This window comes from Curtobacterium flaccumfaciens pv. betae (assembly GCF_026241855.1).
Classification (GTDB): Bacteria; Actinomycetota; Actinomycetes; order Actinomycetales; family Microbacteriaceae; genus Curtobacterium; species Curtobacterium flaccumfaciens.
This window is the reverse complement of sequence record NZ_JAPJDC010000001.1, coordinates 2017232-2035162: the sequence shown is the minus strand read 5'-3', so window position 1 is coordinate 2035162 and position 17931 is coordinate 2017232. Positions and strand designations below refer to the sequence as shown.

General features: G+C 71.7%; 17 protein-coding genes. 15 read left to right on the top strand and 2 right to left on the bottom strand.

The genetic code is table 11. The features are described from left to right. Positions 1-26 precede the first annotated feature (26 nt). Both ORG17_RS09640 and ORG17_RS09635 read right to left on the bottom strand, forming a co-directional pair. Positions 27-482 carry a DUF4383 domain-containing protein gene (locus ORG17_RS09640; RefSeq protein ID WP_071403720.1) on the bottom strand — a complete coding sequence of 152 codons (456 nt, stop codon included), beginning with the start codon at positions 480-482 and terminating at the stop codon, positions 27-29. 14 nt (positions 483-496) lie between these two features. Then, the gene (locus ORG17_RS09635) at positions 497-826 is read right to left on the bottom strand and encodes a hypothetical protein (protein WP_110858967.1); all 330 of its coding nucleotides are present in this window, start codon (positions 824-826) and stop codon (positions 497-499) included. Positions 827-960: 134 nt separating this feature from the next. On the opposite strand from ORG17_RS09635, the gene fmt reads away from it, so the two are divergent. From fmt to gltB, 15 genes are all read left to right on the top strand, one after another. Next, positions 961-1896 (top strand): methionyl-tRNA formyltransferase, encoded by a 936-nt coding sequence (gene fmt / locus ORG17_RS09630; protein WP_214526196.1) that lies wholly within the window; start codon positions 961-963, stop codon positions 1894-1896. Further along, positions 1893-3461, top strand: coding sequence for an RsmB/NOP family class I SAM-dependent RNA methyltransferase (locus tag ORG17_RS09625; RefSeq protein WP_250892083.1), 1569 nt, complete (start codon positions 1893-1895; stop codon positions 3459-3461). The genes fmt and ORG17_RS09625 overlap by 4 nt, the downstream gene beginning before the upstream one ends. Positions 3462-3496: 35 nt before the next feature. Further along, a complete protein-coding gene (rpe, locus tag ORG17_RS09620) occupies positions 3497-4156 on the top strand; it encodes a ribulose-phosphate 3-epimerase (RefSeq protein WP_110864565.1) in 660 nt (219 codons plus the stop codon). 101 nt (positions 4157-4257) lie between these two features. Further along, the gene (locus ORG17_RS09615) at positions 4258-4521 is read left to right on the top strand and encodes a phosphoribosyl-ATP diphosphatase (RefSeq protein ID WP_027465728.1); all 264 of its coding nucleotides are present in this window, start codon (positions 4258-4260) and stop codon (positions 4519-4521) included. Positions 4522-4579: 58 nt separating this feature from the next. Further along, a complete protein-coding gene (gene hisG / locus ORG17_RS09610) occupies positions 4580-5419 on the top strand; it encodes an ATP phosphoribosyltransferase (protein ID WP_027465727.1) in 840 nt (279 codons plus the stop codon). 11 nt (positions 5420-5430) lie between these two features. Then, positions 5431-6186: an imidazole glycerol phosphate synthase subunit HisF gene (hisF, locus tag ORG17_RS09605; RefSeq protein ID WP_301565212.1), complete on the top strand. Its 756-nt coding sequence runs from the start codon at positions 5431-5433 to the stop codon at positions 6184-6186. Positions 6187-6211: 25 nt separating this feature from the next. After that, a complete protein-coding gene (gene hisI / locus ORG17_RS09600) occupies positions 6212-6610 on the top strand; it encodes a phosphoribosyl-AMP cyclohydrolase (RefSeq protein ID WP_110864563.1) in 399 nt (132 codons plus the stop codon). After that, positions 6607-8151 carry an anthranilate synthase component I gene (locus ORG17_RS09595; protein ID WP_214526198.1) on the top strand — a complete coding sequence of 515 codons (1545 nt, stop codon included), beginning with the start codon at positions 6607-6609 and terminating at the stop codon, positions 8149-8151. The genes hisI and ORG17_RS09595 overlap by 4 nt, the downstream gene beginning before the upstream one ends. Next, positions 8148-8846, top strand: a complete 699-nt coding sequence (locus ORG17_RS09590) for a Trp biosynthesis-associated membrane protein (RefSeq protein ID WP_110858960.1) — start codon at positions 8148-8150, stop codon at positions 8844-8846. The genes ORG17_RS09595 and ORG17_RS09590 overlap by 4 nt, the downstream gene beginning before the upstream one ends. Further along, positions 8843-9082: an HGxxPAAW family protein gene (locus ORG17_RS09585; protein ID WP_017887200.1), complete on the top strand. Its 240-nt coding sequence runs from the start codon at positions 8843-8845 to the stop codon at positions 9080-9082. Before ORG17_RS09590 ends, ORG17_RS09585 begins: the two co-directional genes overlap by 4 nt. Positions 9083-9101: 19 nt before the next feature. Further along, a complete protein-coding gene (trpC, locus tag ORG17_RS09580) occupies positions 9102-9887 on the top strand; it encodes an indole-3-glycerol phosphate synthase TrpC (protein WP_214526239.1) in 786 nt (261 codons plus the stop codon). A 127-nt stretch (positions 9888-10014) separates the two neighbouring features. Beyond that, on the top strand, positions 10015-11229 hold the full coding sequence (trpB, locus tag ORG17_RS09575; protein WP_071244754.1) for a tryptophan synthase subunit beta: 1215 nt from the start codon (positions 10015-10017) through the stop codon (positions 11227-11229). Further along, complete coding sequence (trpA, locus tag ORG17_RS09570) at positions 11226-12020, top strand: tryptophan synthase subunit alpha (protein WP_027465720.1); 795 nt, start codon at positions 11226-11228, stop codon at positions 12018-12020. Before trpB ends, trpA begins: the two co-directional genes overlap by 4 nt. A gap of 96 nt (positions 12021-12116) precedes the next feature. Then, a complete protein-coding gene (gene lgt, locus ORG17_RS09565) occupies positions 12117-13103 on the top strand; it encodes a prolipoprotein diacylglyceryl transferase (RefSeq protein ID WP_214526199.1) in 987 nt (328 codons plus the stop codon). 221 nt (positions 13104-13324) lie between these two features. Next, positions 13325-17929 carry a glutamate synthase large subunit gene (gene gltB / locus ORG17_RS09560; protein WP_372443656.1) on the top strand — a complete coding sequence of 1535 codons (4605 nt, stop codon included), beginning with the start codon at positions 13325-13327 and terminating at the stop codon, positions 17927-17929. Positions 17930-17931 lie beyond the last annotated feature (2 nt).

The window sequence follows — 17931 nt, the reverse complement described above, 5'->3', positions numbered from 1 at the left end:
TGCGGCGACCGGCTGGTGCGGGTCGGTCAGGCGTTGGCGGGCCGGCGACGCTCCCGCGGCAGCACGACGCCGAGGGCGACCATGCCGATGGCGAGGACGAGGTGCAGCCAGTTGTCGGCGTTGTTCAGCGGGACGAAGTTCGCACCCGAGCTGTGGCCGGCGGTGAACAGGCCGTAGATCCACAGCACGAAGTAGACGATCCCGCCGATCACCAGGTACATCCGCGAACCGGAGGCACGGTTGGCGGCGAGCAGTCCGACGACGCCGAACAGCAGGTGCACGATGTTGTGCAGCACGGACACCTGGAAGATGCCGAGCAGCATGCCCATCGACTCGTGTCCGGCCCCGGCCAGGTCACCGGTCGTGATGCCGGGGACGAACCCGGCGATCCCGACGAGCAGGAACACGATGCCGACCACGAGGGCGGCCTTCTGGACGGACGAACCGGCGTACCGGTTGGTGGCGGTGGTGACGTCACTCATGGTGTCTCCTGATCTCAGCGCGGCTGCGCGGGGTTGGTGGGCACGCCGTGGGACGGCGGGTTGATCGTCGGACCGGCGGTGGCCGGCGTGACGTCCGCTGGTGCCGAAGCCCCCGCAGACGTCTCGGGGAGGTGCTCCGGCACGGAACCGGTCGGCTCCGCACCACCGTCCAGGGCCTCGATCCGGTGACGGATCCGCTCCAGCACCGGCAACCGTGCACCGTGGGCGTTCTCGTGGTCGAGCAGCACCTCGAGCTGCTCGCGGTCGAGGGCCGTCAGGTGCTCCGTCAGGTTGCCGAGCGGGACGTGGTCGAAGTCCGGGATGGGTAGGTCTCGGTCGGTCATGGTGCTCCTTCCGTCGATACCGCCAGAACGTACGCAGCCCACGCTCTGCTGGTGCACAGGCTGTGCCGAGCACCGCGTGCTCCGGACAGGCGGTCGGGGTCGGGTGGGCCCCTCGGCGTGGGAGGATCGAGCCCATGCGTCTCGTCGTCGCCGGCAGCCCCGCTGCGGCCGTCCCCACCCTCCGCCGTCTGGCGGCGTCCGACCACGAGATCGTCGCGGTGCTCACGCGGCCGGCCACCCCGCAGGGCCGCAAGCGTGTCCTCACCCCGACCCCGGTGGCCGTCGTGGCCGCGGAGCTCGGACTGCCGGTCATCGAGGCCTCGCGCGTCGACGACGCCGTCACCGCCCGGATCGCGGACCTCGACGTCGACCTCGGCGTGATCGTCGCCTACGGTGCACTGCTCCGCCGCCCGGCGCTCGACGCCCCGAGGCACGGCTGGATCAACCTGCACTTCTCCGACCTGCCGGCGTACCGCGGTGCTGCTCCCGTGCAGCGTGCGGTGATGGCCGGCGACACCCGGACCGCCGCCACGGTCTTCCAGCTGGTCGAGGCGCTCGACGCCGGCCCGGTCTACGCCGCGCCGCCCTTCGAGATCGACCCCGAGGCGACCTCGGGCGAGGTCCTCGCGGCGATGGCCGAGGTCGGCGCCGACGTGGTGGCGGACGTCGTGGACGCCATCGCCGACGGCACCGCCGTCGCGACCGAGCAGTCCGGCGAGCCCACGGTCGCCCCGAAGCTCACGATCGACGACGGCCGCATCGACTTCGCCGCGCCCGCCACCGTCGTGCACGCGCGGCTGCGCGGGGTCACGCCCGAGCCCGGCGCGTACGCCCACCTGGGCGAGACCCGCGTGAAGCTGCTCCGCAGCAGGACGGAGCCGGGAGGCACGCAGGACCCCGCCCCGTCGCTCGCGCCGGGTGCGCTCGCACTCCACGGCGGTCGGCTGCTGGTCGGGACCGCCGACACCCCGCTGGTGCTGCTCGAGGTGCAGCCGGCCGGCAAGAAGGCGATGGACGCCGCCGCCTGGGCCCGTGGCCTCGGCGAACTGGACGGGAAGGTCCTCGCATGAGCCCCCAGACGAAGCCCCAGGGCGCCCGCCGCGGCCCGCGTCCGGCGAGTGCCCGCCGCGTGGCGTTCGACGTGCTCCGCGCCGTGCAGGTGGACGACGCCTACGCGAACCTGCTGCTGCCGACGCGCATCCGCCGCGCCGGGCTCACCGCCCGCGACGCCGGGTTCGCGACCGAGCTCACCTACGGGTCGATCCGGATGCTCGGCCGCTACGACGTGATCATCGCGCTGGCCTCCGGTCGCCGGGCCGAGAACATCGAGGCGGACGTCCTCGACGTGATGCGCCTCGGTGCGCACCAGCTGCTCGCCATGCGCACGCCGACGCACGCCGCCGTCGACGCCACGGTCGAACTCGCCCGCGAGGTCGGCGCCCGCCGCGCGACCGGGTTCGTGAACGCCGTGATGCGCAAGATCGCCGCCCGCACCGATCAGGAGTGGGACGCCCTGATCACCGAGGGCCGCGCCGGGGACGCCCTGCTCGCCACCCGCTGGTCGCACCCCGTCTGGGTCGTCTCGGCGCTCCGCGACGCCCTGGCCGCCGAGCGCTCCCGCGACGAGCTCGCCGCCCTGCTCGCCGCCGACAACGCCGCACCCCGGGTGCAGCTCGCGGCCCTGCCCGGACTCGCCACCGACGAGGACATCGCCACCGCGACCGCCCGCACTTCCCCAGACGACGACACCGACGCCGCGTTCGCCGACGCGACCGGTGCGGACGACGTGCCCGCGGCCCTGGTGCCCGCGGACGACGAACCGGAGGCCGACGGCGCGACCGGCACCGTGCCTCCCGTCCGGGCTGACGAGCCCGTCGTGCAGGCGGACGCCGCGCCGGTGTCGCCCGTCGGCATCCGCGGCATCAGCGGCGACCCGGCGCGCGTGCCGGGCGTCGCCGCCGGACGCCTGCGCGTGCAGGACGAGGGGTCGCAGCTCGCCGCGCTGGCGCTGAGCCGCTCGTCGGACGTGCGTGCGGGGGAGCGATGGCTCGACATGTGCGCCGGGCCCGGCGGCAAGGCCGCGCTGCTCGCCGCCGAGGCGCAGCAGGGCGGGGCGACCCTGGTCGCCAACGAGCTCGTGCCCGCCCGGGCCGGACTCGTGCGGAACGCCCTCGGCGTGTTCGGTGACCACGTGCGGGTCGTCGAGGGCGACGCCCGTCGGTACGGCCGCGACGGCACCGGGATGACCTTCGACCGCATCCTGCTCGACGCCCCGTGCACCGGGCTCGGCGCGCTGCGTCGCCGGCCGGAGGCCCGTTGGCGGAAGCTCCCCGAGGACGTCGAGGAGCTCGCTGCCCTGCAGACCGAACTGCTCGACGCCGCCGTCCGGGTGCTCGCACCGGGTGGGACCCTGGCGTACGTGACGTGCTCGCCGCACCTGGCCGAGACCCGCGGCCAGGTCGACGCGCTGATGGGGCGGCACGGGGACCGGCTCGAGCAGCTCGACACCGCCACGATCGTCCGGGGTGTCGCCGCGCGCGACCCCGAGATCGCGGACGGTGCCACGGCGCAGCTGTGGCCGCACCGGATCGGGACGGACGCGATGTTCATCGCGCTGTTCCGTCGCGTCGACTGAGGCCCCGGCCCACGGCACGCCGGTAGGCTTGCCCGGTGACGATCCGCATCTCGCCGAGCATCCTGTCCGCCGACTTCGCGAACCTCGAGCGCGAACTCCAGCGCATCGAGACCGCCGACCTGGTGCACGTCGACGTGATGGACAACCACTTCGTCCCGAACCTGACGCTCGGGCTGCCGATCGTGCAGCGCCTGCAGCAGGTGTCGCCGGTGCCGCTCGACGTGCACCTGATGATCACCGATGCCGACCGCAACGCGCCGAAGTACGCCGAGACGGGCGCGTCGAGCGTCACGTTCCACTTCGAGGCAGCCGACGACCCGGTGGCGACCGCCGCGGCGATCCGGTCGAACGGTGCCCGGGCCGCCGTCGCAGTGAAGCCCGGCACCCCGATCACGCAGGTGCTGCACCACCTCGACGCCTACGACATGATCCTGCTGATGACGGTCGAGCCCGGGTTCGGCGGCCAGTCCTTCATGCCGTCCGTGATGCCGAAGCTCGCCGACGCCCGCGCTGCCGTCGACGCGTCCGGGCTCGACGTCTGGCTCGAGGTGGACGGCGGGATCGCGGTCGACACCGTGCCCGAGGCCGTCCGGAGCGGTGCCGACACCCTGGTGGCGGGCTCCGCGGTGTACGGCGGCGAACCCGCCGCGCGCATCGCCGACCTGCGCGAGGCCGCCGCTCGGGCGCGCTCGTGACCGGGGGAGCGCCGGAGCGCACCGGCGTCACCGAGGCGACCACTGCCTCCCGTCCGGACGGTGCGTCGGCAGCGTCGGCGGAGACCGGTAGCCTGGACCCCGTGAAGACGTTCGACGACCTGTTCCAGGAGCTCACCGAGAAGGCGCGTACGCGCCCCGAGGGCTCCGGCACCGTCGCCGAACTGGACGCCGGCGTGCACCAGATCGGCAAGAAGATCGTGGAAGAAGCCGCCGAGGTCTGGATGGCGGCCGAGTACGAGGGCGACGAGCGTACCTCGGAGGAGATCTCGCAGCTGATCTACCACCTCCAGGTCCTCATGGTCGCCAAGGGGCTCACCCCGGCGGACGTCTGGCGACATCTGTAGGAAGCGCCGCCCGGCGCACCGACGACCGCCGACGACCCCACAGAAAGCAGACCCACTGATGCTCCGCATCGCCGTGCCCAACAAGGGCTCCCTGTCCGAGACCGCGTCCGACATGCTGCGGGAGGCCGGGTACGCCGGCCGCCGCGACCCGAAGGCGCTGCACCTGCTCGACGAGCGCAACGGCGTCGAGTTCTTCTTCCTCCGCCCGCGGGACATCGCCACGTACGTGGGGTCCGGCGCGCTCGACGTCGGCATCACCGGCCGCGACCTGCTGCTCGACTCCGGGTCCGAGGCGCACGAGGTCGACGCGCTCGGCTTCGCCGACTCCACCTTCCGGTTCGCCGGCACGCCCGGTCGGTTCGCCTCGCTGCAGGACCTCGACGGCGTCCGCGTGGCCACGAGCTACCCCGGCCTGGTCGGTGCCTTCCTCGCCGAGCACGGGGTCAGCTCGACGCTCGTGAAGCTCGACGGCGCGGTCGAGAGCGCCGTGCGGCTCGGGGTCGCCGACGCCGTGGCCGACGTCGTGTCGACGGGCAGCACGCTCCGGCAGGCGGGCCTCGAGATCTTCGGCCCGGTGATCCTCGAGTCGACCGCGGTGCTCGTCTCCACCGACGAGACCATCCCGGGCATCGACGTGCTCCGCCGACGCCTGCAGGGCGTCCTCGTTGCCCGTGGCTACGTGATGCTCGACTACGACGTCCCCACGGCCCTGCTCGAGCAGGCGACCGCGGTGGCGTCCGGCATCGAGTCACCCACGGTGTCGCCGCTGCACGACCGTGACTGGGCCGCGGTCCGCGTGATGATCCCGCGCGACGACGCGAACCTCATCATGGACGCGCTCTACGACCTCGGCGCCCGGGCGATCCTCGTCAGCCCGATCCACGCCGCACGCCTGTGACCCCCGGTGGCGTGTCGGTCCGGGTCATCCCGTGCCTCGACGTCAAGGGCGGCCGCGTCGTCAAGGGCGTGAACTTCCTCGACCTGCAGGACGCCGGTGACCCCGTCGAACTCGCGGCTCGGTACTACGAGCAGGGTGCCGACGAGCTGACCTTCCTCGACGTCGGCGCCACGGTCGAGAACCGGGCGACGATGTACGACACCGTGACCCGGACGGCCGAGCAGGTCTTCATCCCGCTCACCGTCGGCGGCGGGGTCCGCAGCGTCGACGACGTCTCGCGGCTGCAGCAGTGCGGCGCGGACAAGATCGGCGTGAACAGCGCGGCCATCGCCCGGCACGAGCTCATCGGCGAGATCGCCGACCGGTTCGGTGCCCAGGCCGTCGTGCTGTCGCTCGACGTCAAGCGCTCCGACCGGATGCCGTCGGGCTTCGTGGTCACCACCCACGGCGGGCGGACCGAGTCCGACCTCGACGCCATCGCGTGGGCACGCGAGGCCGTCGAGCGCGGCGCGGGGGAGCTGCTCGTCAACTCCATCGACGCCGACGGCACGAAGAACGGGTTCGACCTCGAACTCGTGGCCGCGGTGCGCGCCGTCTCGTCCGTCCCGGTGATCGCCTCGGGAGGCGCGGGTCGCGTCGAGCACTTCGCCCCGGCCGTCGACGCGGGAGCGGATGCAGTCCTCGCCGCCAGTGTCTTCCACCGTGGCGAGATGACCGTGGGGGACGTGAAGGCCGCGCTCCGCGCGACCGGCCACACCGTCCGCTGATCCGCCGCCGTAGGCTAGGAGCCTCATGACCGACAGCACCAGCACCGACACCGAGGCGGTCCTCGACCGCGCACACTTCGGTGCGGACGGCCTGCTCCCCGCCATCGTGCAGGAGGAATCGTCGAAGGACGTCCTCATGCTCGGCTACATGGACCGGGAAGCCCTCCGCCGCACCCTCACCGAAGGCCGTGTGACCTTCTGGTCGCGGTCGCGGAACGAGTACTGGCGCAAGGGCGACACGTCGGGACACGCCCAGTACGTCCGAGGTGCTGCACTGGACTGCGACGACGACACGCTCCTCGTCACGGTGCAGCAGGTCGGGGCTGCGTGCCACACCGGTGCGCACCGGTGCTTCGACGTCGACCCGCTCGCGCCCGTGACGATGTCCGCGCCGGCGGACACGGCCGTGGAGCCGACCCGATGACCACCGCGACGATCTCCGAGACCCCGCACACGACCTCCCGACCGGAGTTCGACGGCCTGCTCGGCGACCACCGCGTCCTGCCGGTCGTCCGCGCGCTGTACGGCGACAGCGAGACGCCGGTCGGCGTCTACCGCAAACTCGCCGACGGCCGCCCCGGGTCCTTCCTGCTCGAGTCCGCCGGTCAGGGTGGCCTGTGGTCACGCTGGTCGTTCGTCGGCGTGCGGAGCTTCGGCGTCCTGACGCAGGAGGGCGACCGTGCGGCCTGGATCGACACCGGCATCGACGCCGAGCGCGCCGTCGGGTCGCTCGACGGCGCCCCCCTCGAGGTCCTCGCACGGTTGCACGAGCGCTGGGCCACACCGCGGGTGCCCGGCTCGCCGCCGCTCGTCGGCGGCACCGTCGGCTTCATCGGGTGGGAGGCCGTGCGGCAGCTCGAGCACCTGCCGAACGTGCCGCCGGCCGACTTCGACGTCCCCGGACAGGCCCTGTCGTTCGTCTCCGAACTCGCCGCGCTCGACCACCGCACCGGTCTCGTGCTGCTGGTCGCGAGCGTGCTGAACGACGGCACCGACGACGCGGACACCCTCTGGGCGGACGCGCAGCAGCGCCTCGACCGCATGCAGGGCGACCTGGTGCAGCCGAGCGTCGCGACCGTCGCCGAGGCGTTCGAGATCGCCGAGCCGACCCCGACCCACCGCACGAGCCCGGCCGACTACATGGCGGCCGTCGAGCGCTCGAAGGGCTTCATCCGCGACGGTGACGTGTTCCAGGTCGTCATCTCGCAGCGGTTCGACCACGAGGTCACGGCCGACCCGCTCGACGTCTACCGGGTGCTCCGGACGCTGAACCCGAGCCCGTACATGTACTTCCTCGCCCTCGCGGACACCGCCGACGAGCGGTTCTGGATCGTCGGCGCTTCCCCGGAGGCGCTGGTCAAGGTGCAGGGCGACCGCGCGATCACGCACCCGATCGCCGGGTCCCGCCCGCGTGGTGCGACCCCGGAAGCGGACGTCCACCTCGGCGAGGACCTGCTCGGCGACCCGAAGGAGCGCGCCGAGCACCTGATGCTCGTCGACCTCGCCCGCAACGACCTGCAGAAGGTGTGCGAGCCGGGCACCGTCAGCGTCACCGAGTTCATGACCGTCGAGCGGTTCAGCCACATCATGCACCTGGTTTCGAGCGTCGAGGGGCGGATGCGTCCCGACGCCTCGGCGATCGACGTGTTCCGGGCGACGTTCCCGGCCGGCACGCTCTCGGGCGCGCCGAAGCCGCGTGCGCTCGAGATCATCGACGAGCTCGAGCCGGCGAAGCGCGGTACGTACGCCGGTGTCGTCGGGTACTTCGACTTCGCCGGTGACGCCGACCTGGCGATCGCGATCCGCACCGCCCTGATCAAGGACGGCGTCGCCCGCGTGCAGGCCGGTGCCGGACTCGTCGCGGACTCCGACCCGGAGACCGAGCACGTCGAGGCGGTCAACAAGGCCGCCGCCCCGCTGCGTGCCGTCGCCACGGCCAACCGGATGCGCGAGGTCCGCTCGTGAAGCGCTCGCGTCCGATCGTCGTCGTCGCCGGGCTGCTGGTCGCCGGCGTCATCATGCTCGCCTGGACCCAGACCTGGTTCACCGTCCGTCTGCACGCGGGTGCCGCCGTCACCTCGACGGTCTCGGCCGACGGGGCGGCGGTCGTGCCGCAGTACACCGCGCTGGCGATCGCGAGCCTCGCGCTCTTCCTGGCGATGACCATCGCGGGACGGGTGCTGCGCATCGTGCTCGCCGCCGTCGAGATCCTGCTCGGCCTCGGCGTGGTCGTCAGCGGCATCACCGCCCTCGGCGACCCCATCGCCGCCGCACGCGGTGCCGTCGGCGAGGTCGCCGGGGTCAGTGACCTCGGCGCCGTCCGCGGTGTCGTGTCGAGCGTCTCCGTGAGCCCGTGGCCCGCCGTCGGGATCGCGGGCGGCGTGCTCGCCGTGCTGCTCGGCGTGGTCGTCATCGTCGTCCAGCGCGCCTGGCCCGGCCCGAGCCGGAAGTACGGTGCCGCCACCGCCGGAGCCGCCGCGGCAGCACGTGCAGCAGCACCCGTCCAGCGCGACGCGGTCGTCGACTGGGACGACCTGAGCGCGGGCGTGGACCCGACCACCGCCGACGGCGCGGGCGCGGGGGCGCCGAGTGACGACACGGTAGGATCGACAGGGCGTCGCTCGACCGACGACGCCGGAGCAGAACGAGGAGCACCGTGAGCAACACTGAGCCCGCAGAACTCGGCGAAGGCCACTCGCCGGCCGCCTGGACCGCCGTCGTGATCATGCTGATCGGATTCGCGGCAGGCACGCTGTTCTTCTGGTTCGACCAGCCGTGGGGCGTCTGGGCCTCCGCTGGCGTCGTCCTCATCGGCCTCATCGTCGGTGGCGTGATGAAGAAGGCCGGCTACGGCGTCGACGGTCCGAAGTTCGTCCCCAAGCACCACGGCGAGTAGGGGTCTCCCGATGCCGAACGTGCTCGAGACCCTCGTCGCGGGCGCGCTCGAGGACGCCGCCGCCCGTCGTGTCGACCGTCCGTACTCGGACGTCGAACGCGACCTCGACCGGGTGGCGTCGCCGCTCGACGCCCTCGCATTCCTGAGCCCGGGTGGCCGGGTGAAGATCATCGCCGAGGTCAAGCGCGCCAGCCCGTCCCGCGGGTCGATGGCCGCGATCGCCGACCCGGCTGCCCTCGCCGCCGACTACGAGCGTGGTGGGGCCTCGACGATCAGCGTCCTGACCGAGGGCCGCAAGTTCCTCGGCAGCCTCGCCGACCTCGAAGCCGTGAAGGCCCGCGTCGGGGTCCCCGTGCTCCGCAAGGACTTCATCGCCGACCCGTACCAGGTGATCGAGGCCCGGGCATCCGGAGCCGACGTCGTGCTGCTCATCGTGGCGGCGCTCGACCAGGCCCGCCTGGTCGAACTGCACACCCTGGCCGAAGAACTCGGCATGCGCGTGCTGGTCGAGGCGCACTCCGGTGACGAGGTCACGCGTGGCCTCGACGCCGGCGCCCGCATCCTCGGCGTCAACGCCCGTGACCTGACCGACTTCTCGCTCGACCGCGACCTGTTCGGGTCGCTCGCCGACCGCATCCCCACCGGGGTCGTGCGGGTCGCCGAGTCCGCGGTCTCCGGTCCGGCCGACGTCGCCCACTACCGGGCAGCCGGCGCCGACGTCGTGCTGGTCGGCGAAGCGCTCGTGACGGGTGACGACCCCGCCGCGACCCTGGCGTCGTTCGTCGACGCCGCCGACCAGGCCTGACCGGCTCACCGGGCCGCTGACCGGCGGCCCGGACCGCCCACGCATCGAGGCCGCCGACCGCGGCCGCACGTTCCACCCGTCCGACGCGGCCCACCGGCCGCGTCGGACTCGTCCCGGGAGACACATCGTGACCTCACTCCGCGACCTGCACGGCCCCTACTTCGGTGACTTCGGCGGACGTTTCGTCCCCGAGTCCCTCGTCCTCGCGCTCGACGAGCTCGAGGCCGCCTTCCGCCAGGCCTGGGCCGACCCGGCGTTCCGTGCGGAGCTCGACGAGCTGCAGCGCGACTACACCGGGCGCCCCTCGATCATCACCGAGGTGCCGCGGTTCGCGAAGCACGCCGGTGGTGCCCGGGTGATCCTGAAGCGCGAGGACCTGAACCACACCGGTTCCCACAAGATCAACAACGTCCTCGGCCAGGCCCTCGTCGCCCGTCGGCTCGGCAAGACCCGCCTGATCGCCGAGACCGGTGCCGGCCAGCACGGCGTCGCCACCGCGACCGCTGCCGCACTGTTCGGCATGGAGTGCGTCGTCTACATGGGCGCCGTGGACACCGAGCGACAGGCCCTCAACGTGGCCCGGATGCGCCTGCTCGGCGCCGAGGTCATCCCCGTCGAGACCGGTTCGCGCACCCTGAAGGACGCCATCAACGACGCCCTGCGCGACTGGGTCGCCAACGTCGAGTCGACGCACTACCTGCTCGGCACGGTCGCCGGTCCGCACCCGTTTCCCGAGATGGTGCGCGAGTTCCACAAGGTCATCGGCGAGGAAGCGCGCCAGCAGGTCCTCGACCGCGTCGGACGCCTGCCGGACGCCGTCGCGGCCTGCGTGGGCGGTGGATCGAACGCGATGGGTATCTTCGAGGCGTTCCTCGACGACGAATCCGTCGCGCTGCACGGCTTCGAGGCCGGCGGCGACGGCGTCGAGACCGGTCGGCACGCGGCGAGCATCACGCTCGGTCGCGAGGGCGTGCTGCAGGGCGCGAAGTCGTACCTGATGCAGGACGAGGACGGCCAGACGATCGAGAGCCACAGCATCTCCGCCGGACTCGACTACCCGAGCGTCGGACCGGAGCACGCGTACCTGGCGTCGATCGGCCGCGCGAAGTACCAGCCGATCACCGACACCGAGGCGATGGAGGCGTTCCGCCTGCTGAGCCAGACCGAGGGCATCATCCCGGCGATCGAGTCGTCCCACGCCCTCGCCGGTGCCATGAAGCTCGGCAAGGAGCTCGGCCCCGAGGGCGTCGTGCTCGTGAACCTGTCCGGCCGGGGCGACAAGGACGTCGCGTCCGCCAGTCGCTACTTCGGCATCCTCGACGAGAACGCGGTGCAGCTGTGACCACGAACCGGACCGTCGCCACGACGATCGACACCGCCAACGCCGAGCGCGCCGGAGCCGTCGTCGGCTACCTGCCCGCCGGGTACCCGAACCTGCAGACGAGCGTCGACGCAGCCGTCGCCCTCGCCGAGAACGGCGTGGACGTCATCGAGTTCGGCCTGCCGTACTCGGACCCGGTGATGGACGGCCCCGTGATCCAGCGGGCGGCCGAGGAGAGCCTGGCGAACGGCTTCCGGGTCGCACAGGTCTTCGACGCCGTGCAGCAGATCACCGAGCGGGCCGACGTGCCGGTGCTCGTCATGACGTACTGGAACCCGGTGCTGCGCTACGGCGTGGACCGCTTCGCCGACGACCTCGTCGCCGCCGGAGCCGCCGGCCTCATCACGCCCGACCTCATCCCCGACGAGGCCTCCGCGTGGACCGAGGCCTCCGAGCGGACCGGGCTCGACCGGGTCTTCCTCGCGGCACCGTCCTCGTCGGACGAGCGCATGCGCCAGGCGGTCGAGGCCAGCCGTGGGTTCGTCTACGCCGTCTCCACGATGGGTGTGACCGGTGCCCGGGCCGGGGTCGACGTCGCCGCACGCACGGTGGTGTCGCGCCTGCGCGACGCCGGGGTCGAGCGCACCTGCGTGGGTCTCGGGATCTCGACGGCCGAGCAGGTCGGCGAGGTGCTCGAGTACGCCGACGGCGCCATCGTCGGGTCCGCGTTCGTCCGCGCGCTGGCCGACCTCGGTGTGCAGGGTGTGGCCGACCGTGCCGCCGACCTCGCCACCGGCGCCCGCCGCCGCTAGTCCAGTTCCTGTCGGGCCCGCGACCCGCGCTACAGTGAGCGAGGCCGACGCCACGTCGACCGCGCCCCGTCAGTTCCGAAAGGCGACAGCACCTCCATGCCCCTCCTGAGCATCCCGAGCCCGAGCACCGCCTGGCAGTACTTCGACCTGACCGCCTGGCTGCGCGACGCGTTCGGCTGGTCGCTGCCCCTCGACTTCCGCATCCACGCGTACGCGATCTGCATCCTGATCGGGATCGTGGCCGCGGTCGTCCTGGCGAACCGCCGACTCAACGCCCGCGGCGTCGAGCGCTGGATCATCATCGACATCGCGATCTGGGCCGTGCCCGCCGGCATCATCGGCGGTCGCCTCTTCCACGTGTTCACCCACGTGTCCGACTACTTCGGCCCCGGCATCGACCCGCTGTCCTTCCTGTACATCTGGGAGGGCGGGCTCGCCATCTTCGGCGCGCTCATCCTCGGGTCGGTCGGCGCGTGGATCGGCTGCCGCCAGGTGGGCCTGCGCTTCACGTCGTTCATCGACGCCGTGGTGCCGGGCGTCCTGCTCGCACAGGCGTTCGGCCGCCTGGGCAACTACTTCAACCAGGAGCTCTTCGGCATGCCGACGAGCCTGCCCTGGGGCCTCGAGATCGACTCGAGCAACGCCGCGTTCCCGAAGGGTCTGCCCGAGGGCACGCTGTTCCACCCGACGTTCCTGTACGAGATCATCTGGAACGTCCTCGGTGTCGTCGTCATCCTGTTCCTCGCGCGCAAGTTCACGCTGCAGTGGGGCAAGGTCCTCGGCCTGTACCTGATCTGGTACGGCGCCGGACGCTCGGTGCTCGAGTCCATCCGCGTCGACACGAGCGAGACCTTCTTCGGGGTCCGCACCAACGTGTGGGTGGCCCTCACCGCGGTCGTCATCGGCATCCTGATCTTCGTGGTGCAGAGCCGCCGGCACACCGGCAAGGAGCCGAGCCCGTACCTGCCGGGTCGCGGGCCCCGTCCGACCTCCGTTGTAGACTCCGAGGACACCTTCTCGGAGCACGACGACGACGCAGCAGACGGCGTCACGAGCGACGAACCGGTCACGACCACTCGCTGATCCCGTGGTGGGAGCACCCGCTCCCGACGACCACCGGTCACGTGCAGCACCACCAGCAGCAGCACCAGACGGTCTCCGCCACAAGCGGGGCCCAGCAACCTCGCCGCCCGGCAGGGCAACTCACTGACGGCGGGCACGGGCACCAGTCCCGCCCGCTCGGGCGGAACGCACCACCGGGCCACCGCTGTCCCTGTTCCACTTCCTCGTGAGGACGGTTCCCCATGGCGCTCCAGCCAACCCAGCCCTCGGCACCGACGAGCCTCGTGCCGCCGCACCGCCGCTTCTCCGCGATCCCGGACGCCACGGGCATGTACGACCCGGCGAACGAGAAGGACGCCTGCGGACTCGCGATGGTCGCGACCCTGCGCGGCACACCCGGTCACGACATCGTCGACGCCGCACTCGGTGCGCTCCGGAACCTCGAGCACCGCGGTGCCGTGGGCTCCGACGCGGGCACCGGTGACGGCGCGGGCATCCTGTGCCAGGTGCCCGACGAGTTCCTCCGGGCCGTCGTGCCCTTCGAGCTGCCGGCCGCGGGGGAGTACGCCGTCGGTACCGCCTACCTGCCCCTGGACGACGACGCGCGCCACGCGGTGAAGGGTGCCGTCGAGCGGCTCGCCCGCGAAGAGGGCCTGAAGGTCCTCGGGTGGCGCGAGGTCCCGGTGCGTCCGGAGGTCCTCGGCACGCTCGCCCGTGCCGCGATGCCGGCGTTCGAGCAGCTGTTCGTCGCCTCCATCCGGCACGACGTGCACGGTGCCTCGTGGAGCGGCATCGCGCTCGACCGCCAGGCCTTCCGGCTCCGCAAGCGCGCCGAGCACGACAACGACCTGTACTTCATGTCGCTGTCGAGCCGCACCATGGTCTACAAGGGCATGGTCACGACGCTCCAGCTCGAGCCGTTCTACCCGGACCTCAGCGACGAGCGCTTCGCGTCGAAGCTCGCGATCGTGCACTCGCGCTACTCCACCAACACGTTCCCGTCGTGGCCGCTCGCGCAGCCGTTCCGGACGATCGCCCACAACGGTGAGATCAACACCGTGCGCGGCAACCGCAACTGGATGCGCGCCCGCCAGTCGCAGCTCGAGAGCGAACTGCTCGGCGACATGACCCCGCTCCTGCCCATCGTGAGCCCGGGGGCGAGCGACTCGGCCTCGTTCGACGAGGTCCTCGAGCTGCTGACCCTGACCGGCCGGACCCTGCCGCACGCCGTGTCGATGATGGTGCCAGAGGCGTGGGAGAACCAGGTCGGGATGGACCCGGACCTCCGCGCGTTCTACGAGTACCACTCGATGCTCATGGAGCCGTGGGACGGCCCCGCTGCGATCACCTTCACCGACGGCTCGCTCGTCGGCGCCACCCTCGACCGCAACGGCCTGCGCCCCGGACGCTTCCTGGTCACGGACGACGGCCTCATCGTGATGGGCTCCGAGACCGGGGTCATCGACGTGCCGGCCGCCAAGGTCGTGCGCAAGGGGCGCCTGCGTCCGGGCCGGATGTTCCTGGTGGACACCGAGGCCGGCCGCATCATCGAGGACGACGAGGTCAAGCGCGAACTCGCCGCCTCGGGTCCCTGGGGTGACTGGCTCGAAGCCGGCCGCATCAACCTCAACGACCTGCCGGAGCGCGAGCACATCGTGCACACCCCGGCCTCGGTCACCCGTCGGCAGCGCGCGTTCGGGTACACCGAAGAAGAGGTCCGGATCCTGCTGCGCCCGATGGCGGCAGCGGGGGCCGAACCCCTCGGCGCGATGGGCTCGGACACCCCGATCGCCGTGCTGTCGGAGCGTCCGCGACTGCTCTTCGACTACTTCACGCAGCAGTTCGCGCAGGTGACCAACCCGCCGCTCGACTCGATTCGTGAGCAGGTCATCACCTCGATGGGGATGGGGCTCGGTCCGGAGCGCAACCTGCTTTCCGCCGGTCCGGAGCACGCGAAGCAGATTACGCTCGACTTCCCGGTGATCGACAACGACCAGCTCGCCAAGGTCCAGCACTTCGAGACCGAGTCGGGTCGCCACCTGACCGTCACGATCAAGGGCCTGTACCGCGTCGACGCCGGCAAGAAGGCGATGCAGAAGCGCATCGCCGCCGTGTGCGACGAGGTCGACGCCGCGATCGAGTCCGGCAAGCAGTTCATCGTGCTGTCCGACCGCGACGGCAACTCCGAGCAGGCACCGGTGCCGAGCCTCCTGCTCCTCGCCGCGGTCCACCACCACCTGATCCGCACCGAGCAGCGCATGAAGGTCGGGCTCATCGTCGAGGCCGGCGACGTGCGCGAGGTCCACCACGTGGCGACCCTCATCGGGTACGGCGCCTCGGCGATCAACCCGTACCTGGCGATGGAGACCTGCGAGAACCTGGTCCGCGCCGGCATGATCCCCGGGATCACCCCGGAGCAGGCCGTCAAGAACGTCATCAAGGCGCTCGGCAAGGGCGTGCTGAAGATCATGTCGAAGATGGGCATCTCCACGGTGTCCAGCTACGCCGGTGCGCAGGCGTTCGAGGCCGTCGGGCTCAGCCAGGAGTTCGTCGACAAGTACTTCACGGGCACCTCGTCGATCCTGGGCGGCGTCGACATCGACGTCATCGCCAAGGAGAACGCCGAGCGGCACGCCCAGGCGTACCCGCAGGACGGTGCCGTGCTCTCGCACGAGCGGCTGCAGATCGGTGGCGAGTACCAGTGGCGCCGTCAGGGCCCGCCGCACCTGTTCAACCCGGACACGGTGTTCCGCCTGCAGCACGCCACACGTGCCCGCCGGTACGACATCTTCCGCGAGTACTCGAGCGCCGTGGACGACCAGTCCGAGCAGCTCATGACGCTCCGCGGGCTGTTCCGGTTCAAGCAGGGCGCCCGGAAGCCCATCGCGCTCGACGAGGTCGAGTCGATCGAGTCGATCGTCAAGCGGTTCAACACCGGTGCGATGTCCTACGGGTCCATCTCGAAGGAGGCCCACGAGACGCTCGCCATCGCGATGAACCGGCTCGGTGGGCGATCGAACACGGGCGAGGGCGGCGAGGACGTCGACCGGCTCCTCGACCCCGAGCGCCGCAGCGCGATCAAGCAGGTCGCCTCCGGCCGGTTCGGCGTGACGAGCATGTACCTCACGCACGCCACCGACATCCAGCTCAAGATGGCGCAGGGCGCGAAGCCCGGCGAGGGCGGTCAGCTGCCCCCGGCGAAGGTCTACCCGTGGGTGGCCCGCACCCGGCACGCCACCGCGGGCGTCGGCCTCATCTCGCCGCCGCCGCACCACGACATCTACTCCATCGAGGACCTCAAGCAGCTGATCTTCGACGTCAAGCGCGCCAACCCGGCCGCCCGCGTCCACGTGAAGCTCGTGAGCCAGTCCGGCATCGGTGCGGTAGCAGCCGGTGTGACGAAGGCCCTGGCCGACGTCGTGCTCGTGTCCGGCCACGACGGCGGCACCGGCGCGAGCCCGCTGAACTCGCTCAAGCACGCCGGCACCCCGTGGGAGATCGGCCTGGCCGAGACCCAGCAGACGCTCATGCTGAACGGCATGCGCGACCGCGTCGTCGTGCAGGTCGACGGGCAGATGAAGACCGGGCGCGACGTCGTCGTGGCCGCGTTGCTCGGTGCCGAGGAGTACGGCTTCGCGACCGCGCCGCTCGTGGTCGAGGGCTGCATCCTGATGCGCGTCTGCCACCTGGACACCTGCCCGGTCGGCGTCGCCACGCAGAACCCCGAGCTCCGCAAGCGGTTCTCCGGCAAGCCCGAGTTCGTCGTGAACTTCTTCGAGTTCATCGCGCAGGAGGTCCGCGAGCTCCTCGCCGAGCTCGGCTTCCGCAGCCTCGACGAGGCCATCGGGCAGACCGACGCGCTCGACGTCGACCGTGCCGTCGAGCACTGGAAGGCCTCGGGGCTCGACCTCGCGCCCGTGCTCAAGGGACCGCACTTCGACGACGCCGAACCGCGCCGCCACCACCGCGAGCAGGACCACGAGCTGGACCAGCACTTCGACGTGCAGCTCATCCAGCAGACCGCGGACGTGCTCGACCACGGCGGTTCGATCGCGCTCGACCTGCCCATCCGCAACACCGAGCGCGCCGTCGGCACCATGCTCGGCCACCAGGTGACCCTGCGACACGGCGAGCACGGTCTGCCGAACGGTTCGATCGACGTGACGCTGCGCGGTTCCGCCGGGCAGTCGCTCGGCGCGTTCCTGCCGGCGGGCATCACGCTGCGACTCATCGGCGACAGCAACGACTACGTCGGCAAGGGGCTCTCCGGCGGCCAGATCGTCGTCCGCCCCGACGCCGGTTCGGGCTTCGACCCCGCCGAGAACGTCATCGCCGGCAACGTCATCGGGTACGGCGCCACCCAGGGCAGCATGTTCATCCGCGGCATCGTGGGCGAGCGGTTCCTGGTGCGGAACTCCGGTGCCACGGCCGTCGTCGAGGGCGTGGGCGACCACGCGCTCGAGTACATGACGGGCGGGCTCGCGCTCATCCTCGGCGAGACCGGCCGGAACCTCGGTGCCGGCATGTCCGGTGGGACGGCGTACGTCCGTGGGCTCCGCGAGGAGCACGTCAACACCGACGCCCTGGCGTCCGGCGAACTCCGGCTCGAGGCGCTCGACAGCGCCGACGTCGAGATCGTCACCGACCTGCTCACCCGGCACGCCGACGAGACGGGGTCGACGCTCGCGTCCGACCTGCTGGCGTCCGGAGACCTGAGCGACTTCGTCAAGGTGCTGCCGCGCGACTACGCGGCGGTGCTCGAGACGCGCAGACAGGCCGTCGACGAGGGGCTCGACCCCGACGGTGACATCGTTTGGAATCGGATCATGGAGGTGACCGGTGGCTGACC

Excerpts from the sequence above, each read along its gene's own strand:
- ORG17_RS09640 (WP_071403720.1), bottom strand. The coding sequence starts at position 482 with ATGAGTGACGTCACCACCGCCACCAACCGGTACGCCGGTTCGTCCGTC.
- ORG17_RS09635 (WP_110858967.1), bottom strand. The coding sequence starts at position 826 with ATGACCGACCGAGACCTACCCATCCCGGACTTCGACCACGTCCCGCTC.
- fmt (WP_214526196.1), top strand. The coding sequence starts at position 961 with ATGCGTCTCGTCGTCGCCGGCAGCCCCGCTGCGGCCGTCCCCACCCTC.
- ORG17_RS09625 (WP_250892083.1), top strand. The coding sequence starts at position 1,893 with ATGAGCCCCCAGACGAAGCCCCAGGGCGCCCGCCGCGGCCCGCGTCCG.
- hisG (WP_027465727.1), top strand. The coding sequence starts at position 4,580 with ATGCTCCGCATCGCCGTGCCCAACAAGGGCTCCCTGTCCGAGACCGCG.
- hisI (WP_110864563.1), top strand. The coding sequence starts at position 6,212 with ATGACCGACAGCACCAGCACCGACACCGAGGCGGTCCTCGACCGCGCA.
- ORG17_RS09595 (WP_214526198.1), top strand. The coding sequence starts at position 6,607 with ATGACCACCGCGACGATCTCCGAGACCCCGCACACGACCTCCCGACCG.
- lgt (WP_214526199.1), top strand. The coding sequence starts at position 12,117 with ATGCCCCTCCTGAGCATCCCGAGCCCGAGCACCGCCTGGCAGTACTTC.
- gltB (WP_372443656.1), top strand. The coding sequence starts at position 13,325 with ATGGCGCTCCAGCCAACCCAGCCCTCGGCACCGACGAGCCTCGTGCCG.